This is a genomic window from Streptomyces sp. ISL-66 (genome assembly GCF_018614135.1).
GTDB lineage: Bacteria > Actinomycetota > Actinomycetes > Streptomycetales > Streptomycetaceae > Streptomyces.
Map to the genome: position 1 here is coordinate 1 of NZ_JAGGOW010000026.1, position 22755 is coordinate 22755.

At 71.5% G+C, this 22755-nt stretch carries 16 protein-coding genes and 1 riboswitch; of the genes, 4 read left to right on the plus strand and 12 right to left on the minus strand.

Annotation, left to right across the window (positions count from 1 at the left end; genetic code table 11):
* The coding region (locus J7E97_RS05000; protein WP_251053854.1) for a GNAT family N-acetyltransferase at positions 1 to 2035 on the minus strand (2035 nt) is incomplete at its 3' end.
* Positions 2036 to 2219: 184 nt separating this feature from the next.
* On the opposite strand from J7E97_RS05000, the gene J7E97_RS05005 reads away from it, so the two are divergent.
* Complete coding sequence (locus J7E97_RS05005; protein WP_215022735.1) at positions 2220 to 2501, plus strand: HPr family phosphocarrier protein; 282 nt, start codon at positions 2220 to 2222, stop codon at positions 2499 to 2501.
* 252 nt (positions 2502 to 2753) lie between these two features.
* Here J7E97_RS05005 and J7E97_RS05010 read toward each other — a convergent pair whose 3' ends face one another.
* The 4 genes from J7E97_RS05010 to J7E97_RS05025 form a co-directional block, all read right to left on the minus strand.
* Positions 2754 to 3419 (minus strand): GntR family transcriptional regulator, encoded by a 666-nt coding sequence (locus J7E97_RS05010; protein ID WP_215022737.1) that lies wholly within the window; start codon positions 3417 to 3419, stop codon positions 2754 to 2756.
* Between the two features lie 275 nt (positions 3420 to 3694).
* Positions 3695 to 4495 (minus strand): M23 family metallopeptidase, encoded by an 801-nt coding sequence (locus J7E97_RS05015; RefSeq protein WP_215022739.1) that lies wholly within the window; start codon positions 4493 to 4495, stop codon positions 3695 to 3697.
* A 12-nt stretch (positions 4496 to 4507) separates the two neighbouring features.
* Positions 4508 to 4667: riboswitch (cyclic di-AMP (ydaO/yuaA leader) on the minus strand.
* Between the two features lie 184 nt (positions 4668 to 4851).
* Complete coding sequence (locus J7E97_RS05020) at positions 4852 to 6219, minus strand: pitrilysin family protein (RefSeq protein WP_215022802.1); 1368 nt, start codon at positions 6217 to 6219, stop codon at positions 4852 to 4854.
* A gap of 20 nt (positions 6220 to 6239) precedes the next feature.
* The gene (locus J7E97_RS05025; protein ID WP_215022741.1) at positions 6240 to 7613 is read right to left on the minus strand and encodes a pitrilysin family protein; all 1374 of its coding nucleotides are present in this window, start codon (positions 7611 to 7613) and stop codon (positions 6240 to 6242) included.
* A gap of 326 nt (positions 7614 to 7939) precedes the next feature.
* Here J7E97_RS05025 and J7E97_RS05030 point away from each other — a divergent pair, with 326 nt between their 5' ends.
* Entirely contained in the window at positions 7940 to 10396 is a 2457-nt protein-coding gene (locus tag J7E97_RS05030) for a DNA topoisomerase (ATP-hydrolyzing) subunit A (protein WP_215022743.1), read from the plus strand.
* A gap of 265 nt (positions 10397 to 10661) precedes the next feature.
* Positions 10662 to 12755: a restriction endonuclease gene (locus tag J7E97_RS05035; protein ID WP_251053857.1), complete on the plus strand. Its 2094-nt coding sequence runs from the start codon at positions 10662 to 10664 to the stop codon at positions 12753 to 12755.
* Between the two features lie 42 nt (positions 12756 to 12797).
* On the opposite strand, the gene J7E97_RS05040 is transcribed toward J7E97_RS05035, so the two are convergent.
* Positions 12798 to 13931, minus strand: a complete 1134-nt coding sequence (locus tag J7E97_RS05040) for a GTP-binding protein (RefSeq protein ID WP_215022745.1) — start codon at positions 13929 to 13931, stop codon at positions 12798 to 12800.
* A gap of 14 nt (positions 13932 to 13945) precedes the next feature.
* Positions 13946 to 15106, minus strand: coding sequence for a citrate synthase/methylcitrate synthase (locus J7E97_RS05045; protein ID WP_215022747.1), 1161 nt, complete (start codon positions 15104 to 15106; stop codon positions 13946 to 13948).
* Positions 15107 to 15176: 70 nt separating this feature from the next.
* Between J7E97_RS05045 and J7E97_RS05050 the strand changes: the two genes are divergently transcribed.
* Positions 15177 to 16457: a citrate synthase gene (locus J7E97_RS05050; RefSeq protein ID WP_215022749.1), complete on the plus strand. Its 1281-nt coding sequence runs from the start codon at positions 15177 to 15179 to the stop codon at positions 16455 to 16457.
* A 45-nt stretch (positions 16458 to 16502) separates the two neighbouring features.
* Here J7E97_RS05050 and J7E97_RS05055 read toward each other — a convergent pair whose 3' ends face one another.
* From J7E97_RS05055 to J7E97_RS05075, 5 genes are all read right to left on the minus strand, one after another.
* Positions 16503 to 18110 (minus strand): alpha-amylase family glycosyl hydrolase, encoded by a 1608-nt coding sequence (locus tag J7E97_RS05055; RefSeq protein ID WP_308346394.1) that lies wholly within the window; start codon positions 18108 to 18110, stop codon positions 16503 to 16505.
* Between the two features lie 51 nt (positions 18111 to 18161).
* On the minus strand, positions 18162 to 19037 hold the full coding sequence (locus J7E97_RS05060) for a carbohydrate ABC transporter permease (protein ID WP_215022751.1): 876 nt from the start codon (positions 19035 to 19037) through the stop codon (positions 18162 to 18164).
* Positions 19038 to 19051: 14 nt separating this feature from the next.
* Entirely contained in the window at positions 19052 to 19960 is a 909-nt protein-coding gene (locus J7E97_RS05065) for a carbohydrate ABC transporter permease (protein ID WP_215022753.1), read from the minus strand.
* Positions 19961 to 20064: 104 nt separating this feature from the next.
* Positions 20065 to 21465 carry an ABC transporter substrate-binding protein gene (locus J7E97_RS05070; protein WP_215022755.1) on the minus strand — a complete coding sequence of 467 codons (1401 nt, stop codon included), beginning with the start codon at positions 21463 to 21465 and terminating at the stop codon, positions 20065 to 20067.
* A gap of 224 nt (positions 21466 to 21689) precedes the next feature.
* Positions 21690 to 22709: a LacI family DNA-binding transcriptional regulator gene (locus J7E97_RS05075; RefSeq protein ID WP_215022757.1), complete on the minus strand. Its 1020-nt coding sequence runs from the start codon at positions 22707 to 22709 to the stop codon at positions 21690 to 21692.
* Positions 22710 to 22755 lie beyond the last annotated feature (46 nt).

A 22755-nucleotide genomic window follows, 5' to 3' on the forward strand; every position in this document is an offset into this window, starting at 1 on the left:
GACCGGGGGCGGACGCGGCGCGCAGGCCGGGGGACGGGGTGCCCGTGGTGCCGGCCGACGGGCTGCCGGCACGCGCGGAGCCCGAGGTGCCGGTCGGCCGCCCGGCCGATGCGTCCGCCGAAGCATCGGCGGAAGCACCCGCGCCGGGCAGCGGCGCCACGGAACCGGTCACCGCCGAACCGGCCGCCGGGCCGGTCGCCCCCGGACCGGTCGCCGCCGAGAGGGCGTCGGCCAGCGCGCCCAGCTCCACGTGGACCACCGCCACCGGCTTGCCGGGATGCTCCCGGGCCGCCGCCCGCAGGGCCTCCGCCAGGTCGTCGGCCAGCTCGTGCTCGCTCACCCAGGGGATCGCCGTGACGACCAGGGCGTCGTTGTCGGGCGAGGCCAGCGCCGCGGCGACCGCGGCGCGGAAGTCCTCCGGCGACGCGGCCGTCGTCAGGTCCAGCGGCGGGAGCGGGAGCAGCCCCTCCGTGAGGCAGGCGTCGTAGGTGAGGACGCCGAGCGACTCGGAGTTCCCGAGGATCGCCACCCGGGGCCCGGCCGGCAGGGGCTGGGAGGCCAGCAGCAGGCCGACGTCCACCAGCTCCGTGACCGTGTCGACCCGGATCACGCCGGCCTGGCGCAGCAGCTCCGACACCGTCGCCTCGGGCAGCCGGGTGCCGGGGACCACGTGCCCGGCGGGGGTGTGGCGGCCGCCCTTGGCGACGACCACCGGCTTGACGGCGGCCGTGCGCCGGGCGAGCCGGGTGAACTTCCTCGGGTTACCGAGGGTCTCCAGGTACATCAGCGCCACGTCGGTCGCCTCGTCGTCGTACCAGTACTGGAGGATGTCGTTGCCCGAGACGTCCGCCCGGTTCCCGGCGGAGACGAAGGACGACAGCCCCTCCCCGCGCCGCAACAGCCCGGAGAGCAGCGCGATGCCGATCGCCCCGGACTGGGTGAACAGGCCGACGCGGCCCCGCGCGGGGGCCGGGGCGGGGGCGAGCGAGGCGTTCAGCTCCACCTCGGGCGCGGTGTTGATCACCCCGAAGGCGTTGGGCCCGATCAACCGCATCCCGTACGAGCGCACCTGCCGCACCAGTTCGCGCTGGCGGGCCAGGCCTTCGGCGCCGCTCTCCCCGTAGCCGGCGGACAGCACCACCAGGCCCTGCACTCCGTGTTCGCCGCAGGCGGCCACCGCCGCCGGGACCCGGTCCGCCGGGACCGCGATCACGGCGAGGTCCACCGGGGCGCCGATGTCGCCGACCGCGCGGTAGGCCCGTACGCCGTCCAGCAGGTCGGCGGTGGCCGCCTCGTTGACGGCGTAGAGGTGGCCGTGGAAGCCGCTGTCCCGCAGGTTGCGCAGGGCGGCCGCGCCCACTCCCCCGCCGGACCGGCTGACTCCGATCACGGCCACGGATCCGGGGGCGAGCAGCCGCTGGACGGAGCGGGCCTCGGCGCGCTGTTCGCGGGCGCGCTGGACGGCGAGGGATTCGGCGGTGGGTTCGAGGTCGAGGGTGAGGTGGACGGAGCCGTCCTCGAAGCTGCGCTTCTGCTGGTAGCCGACGTCCGTGAACACCTTGATCATCTTGGTGTTGGCGGGCAGGACCTCGGCGACGAAGCGGCGGATACCCCGCTCGCGCGCCACCGCGCCGATGTGTTCGAGCAGGGCGGAGGCGACTCCGCGCCCCTGGTGGGCGTCCTGGACGAGGAAGGCGACCTCGGCCTCGTCGGAGGGCCCGGTGGCCGAGCGGCCGTCGGAGCCGATCCGGTCGAAGCGGACGGTGGCGATGAACTCGCCGCCGATCGTCGCGGCGAGGCCGACGCGGTCCACGTAGTCGTGGTGCGTGAAGCGGCGCACGTCGCGGTCGGAGAGCCGGGGGTAGGGAGCGAAGAACCGGTAGTACTTGGACTCGTCGGAGACCTGTTCGTAGAAGCTGACCAGCCGGCCGGCGTCGTCGGTGGTGATGGGCCGGATCCGGGCGGTTCCGCCGTCGCGCAGGACGACGTCCGCTTCCCAGTGGTCCGGGTACGAGGGGTCCGACTCGGTGGTCATGGGGCCACCTTAGGGCGTGGACGGTTCGGGTGGCCCGGGCGCGGCGCATCGGGCAAGCTGTGCCGCATCAGGGCAAGCTGGGGTGGGTCGAACGGCGGGAGATCCGGGCCGAAGGCCGGTTCGACCATTCCGGGCGCCATGAGAGACTGGTCTAGACAACCGTAAGAACCTGAAGGGCATCACCATGGCAGAGCGCCGCGTCAACGTCGGGTGGGCCGAGGGCCTGCACGCTCGTCCCGCCTCGATCTTCGTCCGCGCGACGACCGCTTCCGGCGTCCCGGTGACCATCGCGAAGGCCGGCGGCGACCCCGTCAACGCCGCCTCCATGCTGGCGGTCCTGGGCCTGGGCGCCCAGGGCGGCGAGGAGATCGTCCTCACGTCCGAGGCCGAGGGTGCCGAGGCCGCGCTGGACCGCCTCGCCAAGCTGGTCGCCGAGGGTCTCGAGGAGCTCCCCGAGACCGTCTGACCCTTCGGGTTCGACCCGCAGGAGTGCGCGAAGGAGCCGTTGTCCCCGACATCATCGGGGACAACGGCTCCTTCGCGTTCCGGACCGCACGGCGATGACCACCACACGGCCCGAAATGCGCGACCGAAAACACACGGCCGGAAATGCGCACCGGGAATTCAGGCCGACGAGCGGGCCGCACGCGGTCATGAATTGCACCGCCCCAGATATCCCGGGCCAGCGCGAATATCAGACCTTCGTATACGGGCTTTGTTAATGCGGGCCGCCCGCCATGTTTACGGCAGGTTGCAAAGTCCTCACCCGGAGCCGGTGCGCCTGCGCCGCCCGGTCCACGTGGAGCGCGGTCAGCGCCCGGGCCCGCTCGGCGTCGCCCCGGGCCACCGCGTCCACGATCGCGCCGTGCTCCGCCCAGGACTCCACGGGCCGCACCGGGGCGTCCACCACGTACATCCAGGACACCTTGTGGCGCATCTGCGTGAGCAGTGCGATGAGGCCGGGGCTGGCGGAGGCCTGGCCGAGCGTCTCGTGGAACCAGCCGCCCAGGGAACGCAGATCCTCCCCCTGCCCCCTCCTTGCCCGCTCCTGGCCCAGCCTGACCAGGCCCCGCAGCACCCTGAGGTGGCCCTCGCTGCGCCGCCGGGCGGCGCGTGCGGCCGCCAGCGGCTCCAGCAGCATCCGCAGCTCCAGGAGGTCCGCCGCCTCCTGCTCGGTCGGCTCGGCCACGCAGGCGCCCGCGTGCCGCCGGGTGGTGACGAACCCCTCGGACTCCAGCGTGCGCAGTGCCTCGCGCACCGGGACGCGCGAGACGCCGTACCGGCGGGCCAGCACCTCTTCGGTCAGTCGGCCGCCGGGCTCGAACACCCCGGAGACGATGTCGTCGCGGATTGCTGTGCATACCGTGTGCGCGGGAATACGCAAGACCGGACCTCCGCCTTTTTCGTATGACTGTGCGCGCTGCGACTCTATTGCAACACACGATAATTTCCGAGGGCGGCCGGAAATACGAAACATTCACACGAAGCCGGAGCCTGAGCCGAAGTCGAAGCCTCCGAACCCTCCGAACCCTCCGGAAGCAACGGACCCCCGGCCCACGCGCCCCCGGACCGACACGCGGCGAGCAACACGAAGGCCCCGGCTCGGAAAGAGCCGGGGCCTTCGGGAGACGCGCGGTGCGGGCGGCCGGTGCGGACCGGTCAGACGGTGACCCCGTGCGAGCGCAGGTACGCGACCGGGTCGATGTCCGAGCCGTAGTCGGCGCCGGTACGGGCCTCGAAGTGCAGGTGCGGGCCGCTGGAGTTGCCGGTGGAGCCCGACAGGCCGATCTTCTGGCCCGGGGTGACCTGCTGGCCCACGGAGACGCTCAGCGAGGACATGTGGCCGTACTGGGTGTAGGTGCCGTCGGCGTGCTTGATGACGACGTTGTTGCCGTACGCGCCGCCGTAGCCCGCCTCGACCACGGTGCCCAGGCCGACCGAGTGGACCTCGGTGCCGGAGGAGGCGTGGAAGTCGATGCCGGTGTGGCTGCCGGAGGACCACATGCCGCCGCCCGCGTGGTACTGCGTGCTGACGTAGGTGTCCGAGAGCGGGGACACGAAGGTGTTGAGGCGCTTGCGCTCCTCCTCGCGGGCCGCGCGCTCGGCGGCCTCGCGCTCGGCCTTGGCCCGCGCTTCGGCCTTCGCCTTGGCCTCCGCCGCCCGCTGCTTCGCCTCGGCCTCGGCCTGCGCCTTGGCGGCGGCGGCCTCCGCGGCCCGCTGCTGCGAGGCGGCCTGGGCCTGGATCTCGCCCTCGAGCCCGTCGGCGACGACGACGATGTTGTTCAGGCCGGTGTCCTCGACGGAGGGGGCCTTGTCCGCGGCGAACGCCGGGCCGGCCAGGGAGCCGACGACACCCGTGGTGGCGAGGGCCGCTATGCCGGCGTAGCCGGCGGTCCTGCGGCTCAGACGACTGGAACCGCGGTGCTTGCCGGAGCCGGCGGTACGACTGCCAAACGCCATGAAGGGGCTGATCCTTTCCTTCCCTCTCGCCTACCGGGTTAGCTGACGGGTTCGGAGCAGGAAGGTCTCCTACGGGCCTCCACTTGCGAGGCGGCCCGATTCACCCCAGGGACACATGTGGGTCCCCGGCTCCCCAGGCTCGCGCCTGACGGGGACTCGGCGATCGCTGCCCGGTGCCGCGGATGCGGCGGTCACAACTGACGGACAGCACGGACGACGCTAGGCGGATCATCAGCCAATCGCCAAACAGACGCGTCTTTTTGTTGCGTTCGCCACACCACATACAAGCAACCACACCACTAAACAGACAAAAGGGGCCCCAGCGAATAAATCGCCGGAACCCCTTGGCTGTCCGATCAGTTGGTGACCACGGTCACCTCACCGAGCCCGAGGGCGCGCACCGGCTCCTCGATCTGCGAGGCGTCACCCACCAGGACGGTGACCAGGCGGTTCACCGGGAACGCACTAACGACCGCCGAAGTGGCCTCCACCGTCCCGGTTTCGGCGAGCCGCGCGTACAACTGCGCCTGGTAGTCGTCCGGCAGCTCCTGCTCGACCTGGTCGGCGAGCGTGCCCGCGACCGAGGCGGCCGTCTCGAACTTCAGCGGAGCCACGCCCACCAAGTTCTGTACCGCAACGTCCCGTTCGGCATCGGTCAGGCCGTCCTTCGCGAGGGTGCGCAGCACCTTCCAGAGGTCGTCCAGCGCCGGGCCGGTGTTCGGGGTGTCCACCGAGCCGCTGATGGCGAGCATCGAGGCGCCCTTGCCGTCGGCGGTGGAGCGCAGCACCTGGCCGAAGGCGCGCACGCCGTACGTGTACCCCTTCTCCTCGCGCAGCACCTTGTCCAGGCGCGAGGTGAGGGTGCCGCCCAGGCAGTACGTGCCGAGCACCTGGGGCGCCCAGACCCGGTCGTGCCGGTCCGGCCCGATGCGGCCGATCAACAGCTGGGTCTGGACCGCGCCGGGCCGGTCCACGATGACCACGCGGCCGGTGTCGTCGGCGGTGATCGGCGGTACGGCACGCGGCTCGGTGGTGTCACCGGTCCACGCGCCCAGGGTGTCCGCGAGGACGGCGTCCAGGTCGATCCCGGTCAGATCGCCGACGACCACCGCGGTGGTCGTCGCGGGGCGTACGTGGGCCTCGTAGAAGGCGCGTACGGCCGCGGAGTCGATGCGGGAGACCGTGTCCTCGGTGCCCTGGCGGGGGCGGGACATCCGCAGGGTGGCCGGGAACAGCTCCTTGGAGAGCTCCTTGGCGGCGCGGCGCTGCGGGTTGGCCAGCTCGTGCGGGATCTCGTCGAGCCGGTTGCGCACCAGGCGGTCGACCTCGGCGTCGGCGAAGGCCGGCGCGCGCAGCGCCTCGGCGACCAGGCCGAGCGCCTTGTGCAGCCGGGAGGCGGGAACCTCCAGCGAGACCCGCAGGCCCGGGTGGTCGGCGTGCGCGTCGAGGGTGGCCCCACAGCGGTCCAGCTCGGCCGCGAACTCCTCGGCGGAGTGCTTGTCGGTGCCCTCGGCCAGCGCGCGGGCCATGATGGTGGCCACGCCGTCGAGGCCCTCGGGCTCCGCGTCCAGCGGGGCGGCGAGGTTGATCTCGACCGCGATGACCTGCTGCCCGGGGCGGTGGCAGCGCAGCAGGGTCAGACCGTTGGCCAGTACCCCGCGGTCGGGGGCCGGGAAGGCCCACGGCTGCGGCTCGCCGGCCTGGGGGCGCGGGTGGAAGGTCATCGTGACGGCTGCGGTGTCGCTCACTGCTCCGCCCCTTCGTTCTCGTCGCCGTTCCCGGCGCTCTCGTCGGTGTCGTCCGGCCCGTCGGTCTCGTCCGCGGCGATCGGCTCGTACACGAGCACCGCGCGGTTGTCCGGGCGCAGGCGGGCCGCGGCCACGGCCTGCACCTCCTCGGCGGTGATGTCGAGGACGCGCTGGACGGCGGTCAGGGCCAGCTGCGGATCGCCGAACAGCACCGCGAAGCGGCACAGTTCGTCGGCGCGGCCGGACACCGTGCTCAGCCGGTCCAGCCACTCGCGCTCCAGCTGGGCCTGGGCGCGCTCCATCTCCTCGGCCGTCGGTCCCTCGGCGGCGAACCGCGCGAGCTCCTCGTCGACGGCGGCCTCGATGTCGGGCACCTCGACCCCGCTGGAGGTCTTGACGTCCAGCCAGCCGAGGGAGGGCGCGCCGGCCAGGCGCAGCATGCCGAAGCCGGCCGCCACGGCGCTCTGGTCGCGTCGCACCAGGCGGTTGTGCAGCCGGGAGGAGTCGCCGCTGCCGAGGATGGTCAGCGCCACGTCGGCGGCGTCGCACTCGCGGGTGCCGTCGTGCGGGAGCCGGTAGGCGGCCATCAGCGCGCGGGCCGGGACCTCTTCGACGATCTCCTCGCGGAGCTGCTCACCCATGATGTCGGGGAGCGAGCCGTCGCGCGGCGGCTGCTTGCCGTCGTGGGCGGGGATGGTGCCGAAGTACTTCTCGATCCAGGCGAGCGTCCGCTCCGGGTCGATGTCGCCGACGACCGACAGCACCGCGTTGTTGGGCGCGTAGTACGTGCGGAAGAAGGTGCGCGCGTCCTCCAGGGACGCGGCGTCCAGATCGGCCATCGAACCGATCGGGGTGTGGTGGTACGGGTGGCCGTCCGGGTACGCGAGGGCCGTCAGCTTCTCGAAGGCCGTGCCGTAGGGGACGTTGTCGTAGCGCTGGCGGCGCTCGTTCTTCACGACGTCGCGCTGGTTCTCCATGGACTCGTCGTCCAGGGCGGCCAGCAGCGAGCCCATCCGGTCCGCCTCCAGCCACAGCGCGAGCTCCAGCTGATGGGTCGGCATCGTCTCGAAGTAGTTGGTGCGCTCGAAGCTGGTGGTGCCGTTGAGGGAGCCGCCGGCGCCCTGGACCAGCTCGAAGTGATCGTTGCCGGACACGTTCTTCGAGCCCTGGAACATCAGGTGCTCGAAGAGGTGAGCCAGGCCGGTACGCCCCTTGACTTCGTGGCGCGAGCCGACGTCGTACCAGAGGCAGACCGCGGCGACCGGGGTCAGGTGGTCCTCGGACAGCACCACGCGCAGGCCGTTGGCCAGCCTGTGCTCGGTCGCTGTGAGGCCGCCGGAGCCGGCCTGGGCTGTGGCCGTGTGACCCATGGGCATGTGGTCCCTTCGATCGCGATGCAGAGATTCCTGTCAGACCTGCCACTGTATGCAAGCGCGTCGGCGACCGGAGAAGTTCCCGGCCCACTCCTGGGTCGGAGTCGGCGTTGTCGGTGCCTCGGGCCACAATGGTCCGCGTCACCCGCGTACGAATCCCAGCCAGACCCCAGCCAGACCCCAGCCCCCCGTCCCGCCCCCGCCCGGCATCCGCCGGACCCGACTACACCCGCGTACCGCCTCCGTACGAGACTCGTACGAAGCAAGAGCCCACCCCGTGACAGCCCAGCTCATCCGATTCTTGGTTAAGGAGCCGCGCAGCGATGGCCCGCCGCAGCACGAAGACCCCGCCGCCGGAGGATTTCGAGGAGAAGATCCTCGACATCGACGTCGTCGACGAAATGCAGGGCTCCTTCCTCGAGTACGCGTACTCGGTGATCTACTCCCGCGCCCTGCCCGACGCACGCGACGGCATGAAGCCGGTGCACCGGCGCATCGTCTACCAGATGAACGAGATGGGCCTGCGCCCCGACCGCGGCTACGTCAAGTGCGCCCGCGTCGTCGGCGAGGTCATGGGCAAGCTGCACCCGCACGGCGACGCGTCGATCTACGACGCCCTCGTCCGCATGGCACAGCCCTTCTCGATGCGCCTCCCGCTGGTCGACGGCCACGGCAACTTCGGCTCGCTCGGCAACGACGACCCGCCGGCCGCGATGCGTTACACCGAGTCCCGGATGGCCGACGCCGCCTCGCTGATGACGGAGTCGATCGACGAGAACACCGTCGACTTCGTCGCGAACTACGACGGCCAGGAGCGGGAGCCGGTCGCACTGCCCGCCGCGTACCCGAACCTGCTGGTCAACGGAGCGTCCGGGATCGCGGTCGGCATGGCCACCAACATGGCCCCGCACAACCTCGGCGAGGTCATCGCGGCCGCCCGCCACCTGATCCGCTACCCGGAGGCGGACCTGGAAGCGCTGATGCGCTTCGTGCCGGGTCCCGACCTGCCCACCGGCGGCCGGATCGTGGGCCTCGCGGGCATCAAGGACGCCTACGAGAACGGCCGCGGCACCTTCAAGATCCGCGCGACGGTAGCCCTGGAGGACGTGACCCCGCGCCGCAAGGGCCTGGTCGTCACCGAACTGCCCTTCACGGTCGGCCCCGAGAAGGTCATCGCGAAGATCAAGGACCTGGTCGGCGCGAAGAAGCTCCAGGGCATCGCGGACGTCAAGGACCTCACCGACCGCTCGCACGGCCTGCGCCTGGTCATCGAGATCAAGAACGGCTTCCACCCCGAGGCCGTGCTGGAGCAGCTGTACAAGCTGACGCCGATGGAGGAGTCCTTCGGCATCAACAACGTCGCGCTGGTCGACGGTCAGCCGCTGACGCTGGGCCTCAAGGAGCTGCTGGAGGTCTACCTCGACCACCGCTTCGAGGTCGTCCGGCGCCGCAGCGAGTTCCGCCGTGGCAAGCGCCGCGACCGGCTGCACCTGGTCGAGGGCCTGCTGGTGGCCCTGCTCGACATCGACGAGGTCATCCGGATCATCCGGGACAGCGACAACTCCGCTCAGGCCAAGGAGCGCCTGATGGAGCGCTTCTCGCTGAGCGAGGTCCAGACCCAGTACATCCTCGACACCCCGCTGCGCCGGCTCACCCGCTTCGACCGGATCGAGCTCGAATCCGAGCGCGACCGGCTGACCGGCGAGATCGACGAACTGTCCGGGATCCTGGACTCCGACAGCGAGCTGCGCAAGCTGGTCTCCGCGGAACTGGCCGCGGTCTCGAAGAAGTTCGGCACGGAGCGCCGTACGGTGCTGCTGGAGTCGGCGGGGACGCCGGTCACGGCGGTACCGCTGGAGGTGGAGGACACCCCCTGCCGGGTGCTGCTGTCCTCCACCGGCCTGCTGGCCCGCACGCCGAACGCCGACCCGCTCCCCGAGGAGGAGGGCGGCGCCCGCGCCAAGCACGACCTGGTCGTCTCGCAGGTCGCGGCGACCGCACGGGCCGACATCGGCGTGGTCACCTCGTACGGACGGCTCCTGCGGCTGTCCGTGATCGACCTGCCGCAGCTGCCGGACACCCACGCCGCGCCGAACCTGGCGGGCGGCGCACCCGTCTCGGAGTTCCTCTCCGGGCTCGAAGCGGACGAGAAGGTCATCTGCCTGACCTCGCTGGACGAATCGGGGCAGGGCCTGGCGCTCGGCACCGAGCAGGGCGTGGTCAAGCGGGTCGTGCCGGACTACCCGGCCAACAAGGACGAGCTCGAGGTCATCACGCTCAAGGACGGCGACCGGATCATCGGCGCGGTCGAGCTGCGCACCGGCGAGGAGGACCTGGTCTTCATCACCGACGATGCCCAGCTGCTGCGCTATCCGGCGGCCCAGGTGCGCCCGCAGGGCCGCCCGGCGGGCGGTATGGCGGGCATCAAGCTCGCCGACAACGCCAAGGTCATCCACTTCTCGGCGGTCGACCCGGCGCGCGACGCGGTCGTGTTCACCGTGGCGGGCTCGCAGGGAACGCTGGACGACTCGATGCTGTCCGGGAAGCTGACCCCGTTCGACCAGTACCCGCGCAAGGGCCGGGCCACCGGCGGCGTGCGCTGCCAGCGCTTCCTCAAGGGAGAGGACCTGCTGGTCCTGGCCTGGGCGGGCGGCTCGCCCGTCCGGGCGGCCACGGCGAACGGAGCCCCGGCGGAGCTGCTCCCCGTGGACCCGCGCCGGGACGGTTCGGGCACGGCCCTCCCGGCGGTCGTCGCGGCGCTGGCGGGGTCCGCGCTGTAAGGGGTTCCAGGTCATTCGGGTGGTACGTCCGGGGGACGTACCACCCGAATGGCGACTAGTGCCGCGTCAGGCAACGTTTGCCCGTCAAGGAGCGGCGTCCGGTGCGTGCTCTCGGCGTGCCGGCCGGAAGCCCTCGTACTGGACGTACTTGGGCTTTCGGCCGGTGCGGCGAGAGTGCGTGCCGGACGCCGCGACGGGGCGAACGTTGCCTGACGCGGCACTAGTGTCTTCCCGTGGGTGCTTGGGGTGGGGCGGGGGAAAACTGATGAGCCGTCGGTCGAGCGGGATGATCGGCGATTGGGCCGAGGCTCAGCGCAGGCAGCAGCGGACGCAGGTGATCCAGCAGCGCGAGGCGGAGCGCCGCCGACGCGCGTGGGACAGGGATGTGGCCCGGGGCGAGCGCGAGCAGCAGACCGCCTACCGGCAGCGCCGCGAGGCCGAGGCGCGGCGGCGTACCGAGGCCCTGGAGGCCGAGGTCGCGGCGCTGCGGAACCTGTTGGTCACCGGCTGCCGGGCGGCCGCGTTCCGGATGGCGTCACTGGTGCGCGGCGAGCGGCTCGAGCCGTTCGATCCCGGGGCCCTGGCCCATCCGGTGGCGATGCCCCGCATCGAGCAATTCCAGCAGCAGATCAGTGGCATGGCGCTGGGTTCCTACCGGCGCACCCAGGCGGAGCGCGAGGCGGACGCCCAGTACCGGCGGGCCTCACAGAAGGCGCACTCGGTGGAGATCCGGCGCCAACAGCAACTGACCGAACACCGGCAGCAGTACGACCGGTGGGCGGCCGAGCAGCTCGTCGGCATCCGCGCGCACAACCGCGGGCTGACCGAGCTGGCGGGCAGGCTGCGCGCGGGCGAGGCGGAGGCCGCAGTGGACTACTTCTCGGCCGCCTTGTACGCCTCCACGGCCTGGCCCGAGGAGCTGGTGAGGCAGGTGTCGGCAGCGTACGACCAGGCGGCGCGACAGCTGGTGCTCGACTGGGAGCTGCCCGGCTACGGGGTGGTGCCGCAGGCCAAGTCGGTGCGGTACCTGCCCGGCACGGACCAGGACAAGGAGACGGCCCGCCCGGTGACGCAGCGGCGCGCGCTGTACCGGGACCTGCTGGCGCAGTGCGTGCTGCTGGTGGTGCGCGAGCTGTACGCGGCGGACGAGTTCGGCGCGCTGGACTCGGTCGTCGTCAACGGGTTCGTGGACGACCACGATCCGGCGACGGGACGGGAGGCACAGATCGTGCTGGCCTCGGTGCGGGCCGATCGCGCCGATTTCTCCGGGCTGCGGCTGGAGCAGGTGAGCGCGGTGGACTGCCTGGTCGACGGCTTGCGCGGGCAGTTGTCGGCCCGGCCCGACCAGCTGACGGCGGTGCGGCCGGGACGGCGGCCGCAGGAGGTCGGCGCGGTCGTCAGCCACGGCGGCGCCGCCGGCGGGGACGAGGACGAACCGGACCTCTTCGCGATGGACCCGATCGTCTTCGAGAACCTGGTGGCCGAGCTGTTCCGGGCCATGGGCATGGAAGCGGTGACCACGCAGCGGTCGGGCGACGGCGGCGTGGACGTCGAGGCGCTCGACCCGACGCCGATCCGGGGCGGGCGGATCGTGGTGCAGGTCAAGCGGTACCGGCACACGGTCCCGCCGACGGCGGTGCGGGACCTGTACGGCACGGTCCAGGACCGGGGGGCGAACAAGGGGGTGCTGGTCACCACCGCGACCTTCGGCCCCACCTCGTACGCATTCATCGCGGACAAGCCGCTGGAGCTGGTCGACGGATCCACGCTCGTGGGCCTGCTGCACCAGCACGGACTACGGGGACGCCTGGGCGGCGGCCCGGCGGCCTCGCTACCGGCCCAGCGCACGGCGGAGCCGGCGCCGCCCCCTTCCCCGGACCACAACGTGCTCGGCATGTCGTGGGCGGGATCGGTCGCGCTGGACGTGTGCGCGCTGGTCTGCGAGGGCAACCGGGTGTTGACCGAGGACCACTTCGTGTTCTTCAACAACCCCCGCACCCCGGACGGTTCGGTACGCACGCACGCGCACTCGGCGCTCGACAAGGCGGCGCTGCTCGTCTCCTTCGACGACCTGCCGCAGGCCGCCGACCGGCTGGTCCTCGTGGCCGCGATCGACCCGGAGGTCGATCCCCACGCCGACCTGGCAGGCTTCACGGACGCCCGGATCCGGCTGCTGGACGCCACGGGCGGGGAACTGGCCCGCTTGGACGTCTCCGACGGCCGCGCGGGAGAAACCGCCCTGGTCCTCGGCTCCTTCCGCCGCCGCGCGAGCGGCGACTGGAACTTCGTCCTCGGCGGCAAGGGCTACCCGGGCGGCCTGGCCCCCCTCCTCGGCAACTTCGGCATCGAGGTCACCTGACGGGACGGCGGGGGGAGCGGTCAGCGGTCAGCGGGGCGTTCCCTAGAAGTCCTCGGGATCGGGATCGGGATCATGATCGGCTTCGGCCTCCCGACCCGGGTCCGGGTCCGACTCCGGGGCCGGTTCCGCCGGGCGGTGGACGTAGCGCAGGACGCCCCACATGGATTCCGGGCGGCCGCGCTGCGGTTCCGCTTCGCGGCAGGCCTCCAGTTCGCGGAGCAGGGCAGGGCCGTCGGTGCCCGAGCCGATCAGGACGAGCTGCGTCAGGCGCGGCTCGCCCCGGCCCCAGGGGTGCGGTGCGAAGCGGAGGAAGCGGCCGACCGCGTGGACCTCGTAGCGCTCCTCGTGCCCGGGGACGCCGAAGTAGACGAAGCCCTTGATCCGGTAGAGACCGGCCGGGCGGCGGTCGAGGAACTCGACGAACCGACGCGGGCTGAGGGCCTGCTCGGACACGAACTCCGTGCTCTCGTACGCCGCGTGCGCGTGGTGCGCGTGATCACCTTCATCGTGTTCGTGGTCGTGTTCGTCCGCTTGTGCCAGCAGGTCCTCGAAGGACAGCTGACCGAGCGTCTCGGTCCACGGGCGGCGGTCGAAGAGCAGTTCGGGATCGATCCGCCCGTGGTCGGCGCCGACGACCGGGATCCCGGGCGCGCAGAGCCCGGTGAGCACGCCCTCGATCCGGGCCCGTTCCGCGGCGTCCACGCGATCGGTCTTGTTGAGCACCACCAGGTCCGCGACGGCCAGGTGCCGGTCGGTCTCCGGGTGCCGGGCCCGGGTCGCGTCGAACTCCGCCGCGTCGACGATCTGCACCATGCCGCCGTAGCGGACGGCCGGGTTCTCGTTGGCGACGAGCATCCGGACCATCTCCTGGGGCTCCGCCAGCCCGCTCGCCTCGATGACGATCACGTCGATGCGGTGGACCGGGTCGGCGAGCTTCTCCAGGTACGCGTCGAGCTCACTGCCGTCCACCGCGCAGCACAGGCAGCCGCCGCCGAGGGAGACCATCGAGTCGCCGACCTGGCCGGCCACCGACATCGCGTCGACCTCGATGGAGCCGAAGTCGTTGACGACGACCCCGATGCGGGTCCCTCCACGGTTGCCGAGGAGGTGGTTGAGGACGGTCGTCTTGCCGGATCCGAGGAATCCGGCGAGGACGACGACAGGAATGCTGTTCACCCGCCCGATCGTAGTCAGCCGAGGACGGGGACCGGCTGGGGCGGGGTCGGCCCGGTGTAGCGGGCGGCCGGGCGGATGATCTTCGAGTCGGCGGCCTGTTCGAGGACGTTCGCGCTCCAGCCGACCACCCTGGCCGCGCAGAAGGTCGGGGTGAACATCTCGCGCGGCAGTCCGCACAGCTCCATGACCACGCCCGCGTAGAACTCGACGTTGGTGTGCAGCTCGCGGCCCGGCTTCAGCTCCGCGAGGATCCGCTCGACGTGCCGCTCGACCTCCACCGCGAAGTCCACGAGCGGGCCGCCGAACCCTCCGGCGATCTCGCGCAGCATGCGCGAGCGCGGGTCCTCGGTGCGGTACACCGGATGCCCGAAGCCCATGATCCGGTCGCCCGCGAGCACCCGTTCGCGGATCCACGGGTCGATCCGGTCCGCCGTGCCGATGGCGTCGAGTGTGTCCAGGGCCCGGCTGGGGGCGCCGCCGTGCAGCGGGCCGGAGAGCGCGCCGATCGCTCCGGTGAGGCAGGCCGCGACGTCCGCGCCGGTCGAGGCGATCACGCGGGCGGTGAAGGTGGAGGCGTTGAAGCCGTGGTCGACGGTGGCGATCAGGTACCGCTCGACCGCGCGGGCCCTGACCGCGTCCGGCTCGTGCCCGGTCAGCATGTACAGGTAGTTCGCGGCGTATGGGAGGTCCTCGCGCGGTTCCACCGGCTCCAGCCCCTGCCCGAGCCGGTACAGGGCGGTGAGCAGGGTCGGTACGGCGGCGCAGGCGGCCAGCGCGTCGGCGGCCCGGCGCTCGGGGTCGAGGTCGTAGACCGGGCGGAATCCGGCGGAGGCGCCGAGCAGGGAGAGCGCCGTGCGCAGACCGGCGAGCGGGCCGGACAGCGCGGTGGCGCGGGCCAGCGCGGGCAGGGCGTCGCTGACCGCGTCGGGGAGCCGGCGCAGCGGGGCGATCTCGGCGGTGAAGGCGGCGCGTTCGGCTGCGCCCGCGGGCAGCGCGCCGCGGAACATCAGGTGCCACACGTCCTCGAAGGTGCGGCTCTCGGCGAGCTCGACGGCCGAGTACTGGCGGTAGTGGTAGAAGCCCTCACGGCCCCGGACGTCACCGAGCTGAGTGTCGGTGACCACGACTCCCGCGAGGCCGCGGGGAATTTCGGACTGTACGACGGTGGTGTTCATGCCTCGACCATCAATGATGGATCCAATCATTGTCAATATTGATCGAATCAATCTATGTAGGGTGTCCGTCATGAACGAGGAGTCCGGCGACACCGTCGAATCCACCGCGTCGGCCAAGGCCGCCGAGCGGAGGGTCAGCACCCAGGAGGCGGCCCAGCTGCTCGGCGTGAAGCCCGCCACCGTGTACGCCTACGTCAGCCGGGGCCAGCTCACGAGCCGCCGCGACCCGGTCGGGCGCGGGAGCAGCTTCGACGCCCGCGAGGTGGAGGCCCTGGCCCGGCGCAGCCGGCGCGAGGCGGCCGTGCCCCCGGGCTCCGCCGGGGAGCTCTCCGTCCGCACCTCGCTCACGCTCATCGAATCGGACCGGTACTACTTCCGCGGCGTGGACGCGGTGGAGCTGGCCTCGCGGCACCGCTACGAGGAAGTGGCCGAGTGGCTGTGGACGGGGACCCTGGTGCGCGGGGCCCGTTTCACCGCCCATCCGGAGGCCCTCGCCGCGGCCCGGCGGGCGGTCGCCGCGCTGCCCCCGCACAGCGGTCCGGTCGACCGGTTGCGGGTGGCCGTGGCCGCCGCCGCGGTCGCGGACCCGCTGCGCTTCGACCTCTCCGAGGCCGCCGTACTGGGCTCCGCGCGCTCCTTGATCCCCACGCTGGTCGGCGCCCTGCCCGAGTTGGGCCCGTCGCAGTGGGCCGGGGACGGCCGCCTGGCCCGGCAGCTGTGGCCCCGGCTCTCCCCCCTGGAGCCGGATCCGGACGCGCTGGCCGTGCTGGACCTGGCCCTGGCCCTGCTCACCGACCACGACCTGGCCGCCTCGACCCTGGCCGTACGGGTCGCGGCGTCGGCGCGCGCGCACCCGTACGCGGCGGTGTCGGCCGGGCTCGGCGCGCTCGAGGGCCCGTTGCACGGCGCGGCGGGCCGGCTCGCCCACCGGATGGTGGTGGAGGTGCTGGAGCGGGGCGGGGCGGCGCCGGTGGTCACGGAGTACCTGCGTGCCGGGCGCCGGGTACCGGGCCTCGGACACCGGCTGTACAAGGGCGAGGACCCGCGGGCGACGGCTCTGTTCGCTCGGCTGGAGCCGCTGCCGCAGGCCGGTCCCGCGCTGGGTGCGGCGCGCGAGGTCGCCGGCGTGATGGCCCGGCACGGCGGCGGGCTACACCCCAACGTGGATCTGGCGCTGGCGGTCCTGACGGTGTCCTGCGGGATGGCTCCGGAGGCCGGGGAGACCGTCTTCGCGGTGGCCCGCACGGCCGGCTGGATCGCGCACGCGCTCGAGGAGTACCAAGAGCGCCCGCTGCGGATGCGGCCGAGCGGGCAGTACCAAGGGCCCCGCCCGCCCCAGCCGATGCCGTGACGGGGTGGTGCGGGGGCGGGTGGCGCCGGCGGCCCGGCTGGGGCGTCAGGTCCGCAGCCAGACCGCCGTGTCCTGCGGAAGCAGCCCGTTGCCCTCCAGGGCGCGGCTGCTCAGCAGGAGGTCCGTGTGGGCCGGCAACGGCACGGGCCGCGGCGACAGGTTGGCCATGCAGACCAGCCCGTCGGGACGGGCGAAGGCCAGTACGCCGGGCGGCGCGGCCAGCCACTCCAGCGATCCGCCGCCGAAGCCGCCGGCGGCGCGGCGCAGTCCGAGGGCCGTCCGGTACAGGGTGAGCATCGAGGCCGGGTCGCCGGCCTGCCGGTCCGCGGCGTACACCGGCCAGGACTCGGGCTGGGGCAACCAGGCGTCGTGCCAGGGCTCGGCGGTCCAGGGCAGCGGGACCCGGCACCCGTCGCGACCCGGGTCGGTACCGCCGGAGCGGAAGTGCATCGGGTCCTGGATGCGGTCGAGCGGGATGTCGGCCTCCGGAAGCCCGAGTTCCTCGCCCTGGTAGACGTACACGGCGCCCGGAAGGGCGAGCGTCAGCAGGGCGGCGGCGCGTGCTCGCCGGGTGCCGAGGTCCAGGTCGGTCGGGGTCCCGAAGGCCTTGGCGGCGAAGTCGAAACCCGTCTCGGCGCGCCCGTAGCGGGTGACGGTACGGGTCACGTCGTGGTTGCACAGCACCCAGGTGGCCGGGGCGCCGACGGGGGCGTGCTCGGCAAGGGTCTCCTCGATGGAGGTGCGCAGCCGGTCGGCGTCCCACGGGCAGCTGAGGAAAGAGAAGTTGAAGGCGGTGTGCAGCTCGTCGGGGCGCAGGTAGCGGGCGAACCGCTCGGTGTCCGGCAGCCAGACCTCGCCGACGAAGACGGCTCCGTACTCGTCGGCGATGGCGCGCCACGACCGGTAGATGGTGTGGAGGTCGTCGCGGTCGATGTACGGGTGGCCCTCCCCGGACCAGGGCTCGGGCGAGCGCCCGGCCAGGTCGGGCAGGGCCGGGTCCTTGGCGAGCAGGGCCGCGGAGTCGATCCGTACGCCGGACACTCCGCGCTCGAACCAGAACCGCAGGACTTCTTCGTGCTCCCGGCGGACGGCGGGGTGGTCCCAGTTCAGGTCGGGCTGCTGCGGGGTGAAGAGGTGCAGGTACCACTCCCCGTCCGGTACCCGCGTCCAGGTGGCGGCGCCGTTGAACTGCGAGGGCCAGTCCCCGGGCGGCAGTTGGCCGTGCTCGCCGCGGCCGGGGCGGAAGTGGAAGAGCTCGCGCTCGGGGCTGCCGGGGCCGGCCGCGAGGGCGGCCTGGAACCAGGCGTGCTGGTCGGACACGTGGTTCGGGACGATGTCGACGATGGTGCGGATGCCCAGCTCGCGGACCTCGGCGATGAGCTTCTCGGCCTCGGCCAGGGTGCCGAAGGCGGGGTCGATGGTGCGGTAGTCGGCGACGTCGTAGCCGCCGTCGGCGAGCGGGGAGAGGTACCAGGGGGTGAACCAGAGGGCGTCCACGCCCAGTTCGGCGAGGTAGGGAAGGCGCGCCCGGACGCCCACGAGGTCACCGGTGCCGTCCCCGTCGCCGTCGGCGAAGCTCCGTACGTACACCTGGTAGATGGCGGCCGAGCGCCACCAGTCGGCGGCGTCTTCGGGCAGGGGAAAGTCAGCCACGGAGGGGTCCTTTCACGGGGGGCGGCCGGGCGTGGCGGCGGATCGGGGTTCTCACCCCTTGAGGGAGCCTGCCGTCAGGCCGCTCATGATGTTGCGCTGGAAGATCAGGAAGATGATGAGCGTGGGCGCCGAGGCCATCGCGAGCGCGGCGACGAGGTGGTTCTCGGGCACTCCCCTGGCCAGTGAGTAGATGCCGACGTTGAGCGTCTGCAGGGCCGGGTCGGGGAGGGTGAGCATCGGCCAGAGGAAGTCTTTCCAGACTCCGACGACCGCGAAGATCGACACGACTCCGAGGATGGGACGGGACATCGGCAGGACGACGGAGCGCAGGGTGCGCAGGGCGCAGGCCCCGTCGATGGCGGCGGCGTCGAGGATCTCTCGGGGTATGGAGTCGAAGAATCGTTTGAGCAGGAAGATGTTGAAGGCGTTGGTGACCGACGGCAGCCAGATCACCCACGGCGTGTTGAGCAGGTTCCGCTGGATGAGCGGCATGTCCAGGACCGTGAGGTACTGCGGTACGACGAGGACGGTGGCCGGGATCATCAGGGTGGCGAGCATCATGCCGAGGACGGCTTTGCCGAAGACCGGCCGGAGCTTGGACAGCGAGTACGCCGCGGCGACGTCGAGGACGAGCTGGAAGGCCAGCGCTCCGAATGCGTAGTAGAGGGTGTTGAACAGCAGCTTGGCGAGGTCCATGACCTTCCAGGCCGCGGAGTAGTTCTCCGGGTTCAGGGAGTCCGGTACGAGGGTCGGCGGGAGCTGGGTGAACTCCTGGGTGCTCTTGAGGCCGTTGGCCACCATCCAGTAGAGGGGGCCGAGGAAGACGGCCGTGAAGCCGATGACGACCAGCGCCAGGACGGTCCAGTAGGCGATCTTGCCCCGGGTGCGGCCGAGTTGGGCCGGCGATATCAGCGTGCGCTCCGCCATGTCAGGTGCTCCCGTCAGTTCTCGTTGTCGCGGCTCAGCCGGACGTACACGGCGGAGAAGCCGGCGAGCAGGACGAGCAGGCACAGGCCCAGGGCCGCGGCGCCGCCGTACTGGTTGAAGCTGAAGGCGTACTGGTAGATGAGGACGACGACGGTGGTGGTCGCGCCCTCGGGACCGGCGCCGCCGGTCAGCATGAAGGGCTCCACGAACACCTGCATCGTGGCGATGATCTGCATGAGCAGCATCAGCGAGAGGATGAGCTTGGTCTGCGGGATCGTGACGTGCCAGATCTTGCGCAGCACCCCGGCTCCGTCGAGTTCGGCCGCTTCGTAGAGCTCGCCAGGGATTCCCTGGAGGGCCGCCAGGTAGATCAGGGTCGCGCCGCCCATGTTCATCCACGTGGAAGCGATGACGACAGACAGCATCGCGGTGTCGGTGGATTGCAGCCAGTCTTGCGCCGGAAGGTGCAGGAATTCCAGAATCCTGTTGAAGATGCCGTAACCCGGGTCGTAGAAGTACTTGAAGAGCAGGATCGAGGCCACCGGCGGCATCATCACCGGGAGGTAGACCAGCAGCCGCAAGTAGCCCTGCGCGTGCCGGAATTCGTTGAGTACGAGGGAGACCGCGAACGGGACGACGAAGCCGAGGACCAGCGCGAGTCCGGTGAAGAGCAGGGTGTTGCGCCAGGCTTGCCAGAAGGCCGGATCGTTGAAGACGTAGCGGAAGTTGTCCCAGCCGACCCAGCGGACGGATCCGCCCTCGGTCTTCTGGAAGGCCAGCAGGAACTCCCGGATCATCGGGTACCAGGAGAAGAAGGAGAAACAGAGCACGGCGCCGATGAGAAAGCCGTGGGCCGTGATGTTCCGCTTGAACGCCCGGACGAATTCCTCGCGGGAGGTACCGGACAGGGTGGGAGCCGACATCGCCGCTCGCTCCTAGGTGGGTCGTCGCGATCGGTCTGCGGGTACGGGGGCCGGCGGCGGGTCCGGGCCGGGGAGGCCCGCCCGGACCTCCCCCGGCCGGGCCGCTACTGGTTGGCCAGCACCTGGTTGACCGCCTTCTCGGCTTCCGTCAGGAGCTGCGTCGAGTCCGCGTCCTTGTTGGTCAGGACGCCCGACATCACCTTGTCGAGGACCTTGTAGACCTCCTGGGCCTTCACCGGCTCGGCCTTGCCGGCCACCGGGTTGTCCAGGAAGGGCTTGAAGTTGACGACCGGCATGGTGGCGCTGGCGGCCTTCAGTTCGCCGTCCTTGGCCTTGCTCGCGCCGGTGAAGAAGGCGGGCTGGGGAAGGCCGACCGGCAGGCCGTCGGCCTTGGAGCGGTCGTACTGGAACTGGCCCTTGCCGACGGAGAGCGTCTTGAAGTTCAGCCAGGCGATCGCGGCCTTGACCTTGTCGGGCGAGCTGCCCTTCTTGATCATGTAGCCGTTGCCGCCGGCCAGCGTGGCGGCGCCGCCGGGGATGGGGCCCATGCCGAAGTTCTCGTACGCGGCTCCGAGCTGCTGGACCATGTACGTGATGTCGTCGGGCGCGGCCAGGAACATGCCGAGCTTGTCCGAGGCCATCTGCTTCTGCAAGTCACCCCACTTGAGCAGCTGGGTCTTGCCCATGCTGTCGTCCTCCCAGCGCATGGCGTGAAGGTTGTCGACGATCCTCTTGCCGGTGGGGTTGTTGAAGGCCGCCTTGCCGTCGGAGCCGACGATGTCGCCGCCCATGCCGTACATGGCCGCCGTGTAGTGCCAGCCGCCGGTGTTCTCGACGCTGTACTCGCCGTAGCCGGCGGTGCCGTTTCCGAGGGCCGCGATCTTCTTGGCGGCCGTCCGGATCTCGTCCCAGGTGCGCGGCGGCTGGTCGGGGTCGAGGCCCGCCTGCTGGAAGAGCTTGCGGTTGACCAGCAGGCCCATCGTGTAGTTGCTGGTGGGCAGGCCGTAGAGCTTGCCGTCCCGCTTGAGGATGCCCGTGACGTTCTTGTCGATGTCGTCGAAGGCCGGCACCGACTTGGCGTTGACGTAGGGCGCGATGTCCTCGGCGCCGTCGTTGTCCAGCACCTGCTGGAGGTCGGTGAAGTAGGCGTAGAACACGTCCGGCTGGGACTTGGCCTTGAGCATCGCGGTGAAGCGCGGGGGTTCCAGGCACTGGCCCGGGGTGGAGCGGCCCTCGATCGTGACGTTCGGGTAGGTCTTGTTGAACTCCGCCACGTCCTCCTTCCACTCCTTGAGCTCGGCCGCCTTCGCCGCGGGCGGCATGCAGTCGATGGAGAGGGTGACCTTCGTCTTCGGGTCGAGCGGTGCGGAGGCGTCACCGGAACCGCCGGCCGGCTGGTTCTTGGTGTCGTCGCCACCGCTGCTCGTACCGCAGGCCGCGAGGGCGGTGACGGCGAGCGCCGAGACGAGGGCGGCCGCGGTGTTGCGGCGGATGTTGGTTCTCATCGGTGGTCCCCTTCGAGCATCAAGCAGGAGGCTGGGGGCGAGCGTGGGGGCGAGCGCGGCACACTCAACCACCACCCACAGACGAACGCAATATCGCGCGCAGATTACGCAAGAGATTGGCAGTAAGGCTCCGATGCGTCGGGCGGAGAACGCAAAACAGGGCTCCGAAGCGTCAGTGGGACGCTTCGGAGCCCTGTACTCGCGGGGCCAAGCCGGGTGGAACCCTACGCGGGCCGGCGGCGCGGGGCCTGCCCCGTGGAGCTGCGCACCACGAGCTCGGGCTCGAAGAGCAGCTCTCCGGGCTGTACGGCCGCCCCCTGGATCTGCGCGGTGAGCAGCTCCACGGCGGCCCGGCCCATGGCCTCGATGGGCTGGCGCACGGTGGTCAGCGGGGGCTCCGTGCAGTTCATGAAGGCCGAGTCGTCGTACCCGACGACGGACACGTCCCCGGGTACGCCAAGCCCCCGGCGGCGGGCTGCCCGGATGGCTCCCAGGGCCAGCGGGTCGCTCGCGCAGATGATGCCGGTGACCCCCCGGTCGAGCAGCCTGGTGGTGGCCGCGTGGCCGCCCTCCAGGGAGAACAGCGCCCGCTCCACGTGCTCGGCGGGCAGCTCGCCGCCGGCCGCGGCGGCGACGGTCTGGGCCGCCACCAGCTTGCGCAGGGAAGGGATGTGGTCGGGCGGGCCCAGCACCAGGCCGATGCGCTCGTGGCCGAGAGAGGCCAAGTGGCGCCAGGCCTGCTCGACCGCGACGGCGTCGTCGCAGGACACGCACGGGAAGCCGAGGTCCTCTATCGAGGCGTTGATGAGCACCACCGGGACCTTGCGGTCGTGCAGCAGCCGGTAGTGCTCGTGCGGGGCGTCGGCCTGCGCGAAGAGCCCGCCGGCGAAGACCACTCCGGACACTTGCTGCTGGAGCAGGAGCTCGACGTAGTCGGCCTCGGACACCCCGCCGGTGGTCTGCGTGCAGAGCACCGGGGTCAGTCCCTGCTGGGCCAGCGCGCCGCCGATGACCTCGGCGAAGGCCGGGAAGATGGGGTTCTGGAGTTCGGGCAGGACCAGGCCGACCAGCCGGGCGCGCTCGCCGCGCAGCTGGGTGGGGCGCTCGTAGCCGAGGACGTCGAGGGCGGTGAGCACGGACTGGCGGGTCGCCTGCGAGACGCCCGGCTTGCCGTTGAGCACCCGGCTGACCGTTGCCTCGCTGACCCCCACCTTCTTCGCCACTTGAGCAAGTCGTCGCGTCATGAGCGCAAGACTAGCGCAAATCATGCAAGTTCCTTGCAGTGCGATT

Bases quoted from the DNA above. Each gene is read 5' to 3' on its own strand.
- J7E97_RS05005 (WP_215022735.1), top strand. From the start codon at position 2,220: ATGGCAGAGCGCCGCGTCAACGTCGGGTGGGCCGAGGGCCTGCACGCT.
- J7E97_RS05015 (WP_215022739.1), bottom strand. From the start codon at position 4,495: ATGGCGTTTGGCAGTCGTACCGCCGGCTCCGGCAAGCACCGCGGTTCC.
- J7E97_RS05020 (WP_215022802.1), bottom strand. From the start codon at position 6,219: ATGACCTTCCACCCGCGCCCCCAGGCCGGCGAGCCGCAGCCGTGGGCC.
- J7E97_RS05025 (WP_215022741.1), bottom strand. From the start codon at position 7,613: ATGGGTCACACGGCCACAGCCCAGGCCGGCTCCGGCGGCCTCACAGCG.
- J7E97_RS05030 (WP_215022743.1), top strand. From the start codon at position 7,940: ATGGCCCGCCGCAGCACGAAGACCCCGCCGCCGGAGGATTTCGAGGAG.
- J7E97_RS05035 (WP_251053857.1), top strand. From the start codon at position 10,662: ATGAGCCGTCGGTCGAGCGGGATGATCGGCGATTGGGCCGAGGCTCAG.
- J7E97_RS05045 (WP_215022747.1), bottom strand. From the start codon at position 15,106: ATGAACACCACCGTCGTACAGTCCGAAATTCCCCGCGGCCTCGCGGGA.
- J7E97_RS05050 (WP_215022749.1), top strand. From the start codon at position 15,177: ATGAACGAGGAGTCCGGCGACACCGTCGAATCCACCGCGTCGGCCAAG.
- J7E97_RS05060 (WP_215022751.1), bottom strand. From the start codon at position 19,037: ATGGCGGAGCGCACGCTGATATCGCCGGCCCAACTCGGCCGCACCCGG.
- J7E97_RS05065 (WP_215022753.1), bottom strand. From the start codon at position 19,960: ATGTCGGCTCCCACCCTGTCCGGTACCTCCCGCGAGGAATTCGTCCGG.
- J7E97_RS05070 (WP_215022755.1), bottom strand. From the start codon at position 21,465: ATGAGAACCAACATCCGCCGCAACACCGCGGCCGCCCTCGTCTCGGCG.
- J7E97_RS05075 (WP_215022757.1), bottom strand. From the start codon at position 22,709: ATGACGCGACGACTTGCTCAAGTGGCGAAGAAGGTGGGGGTCAGCGAG.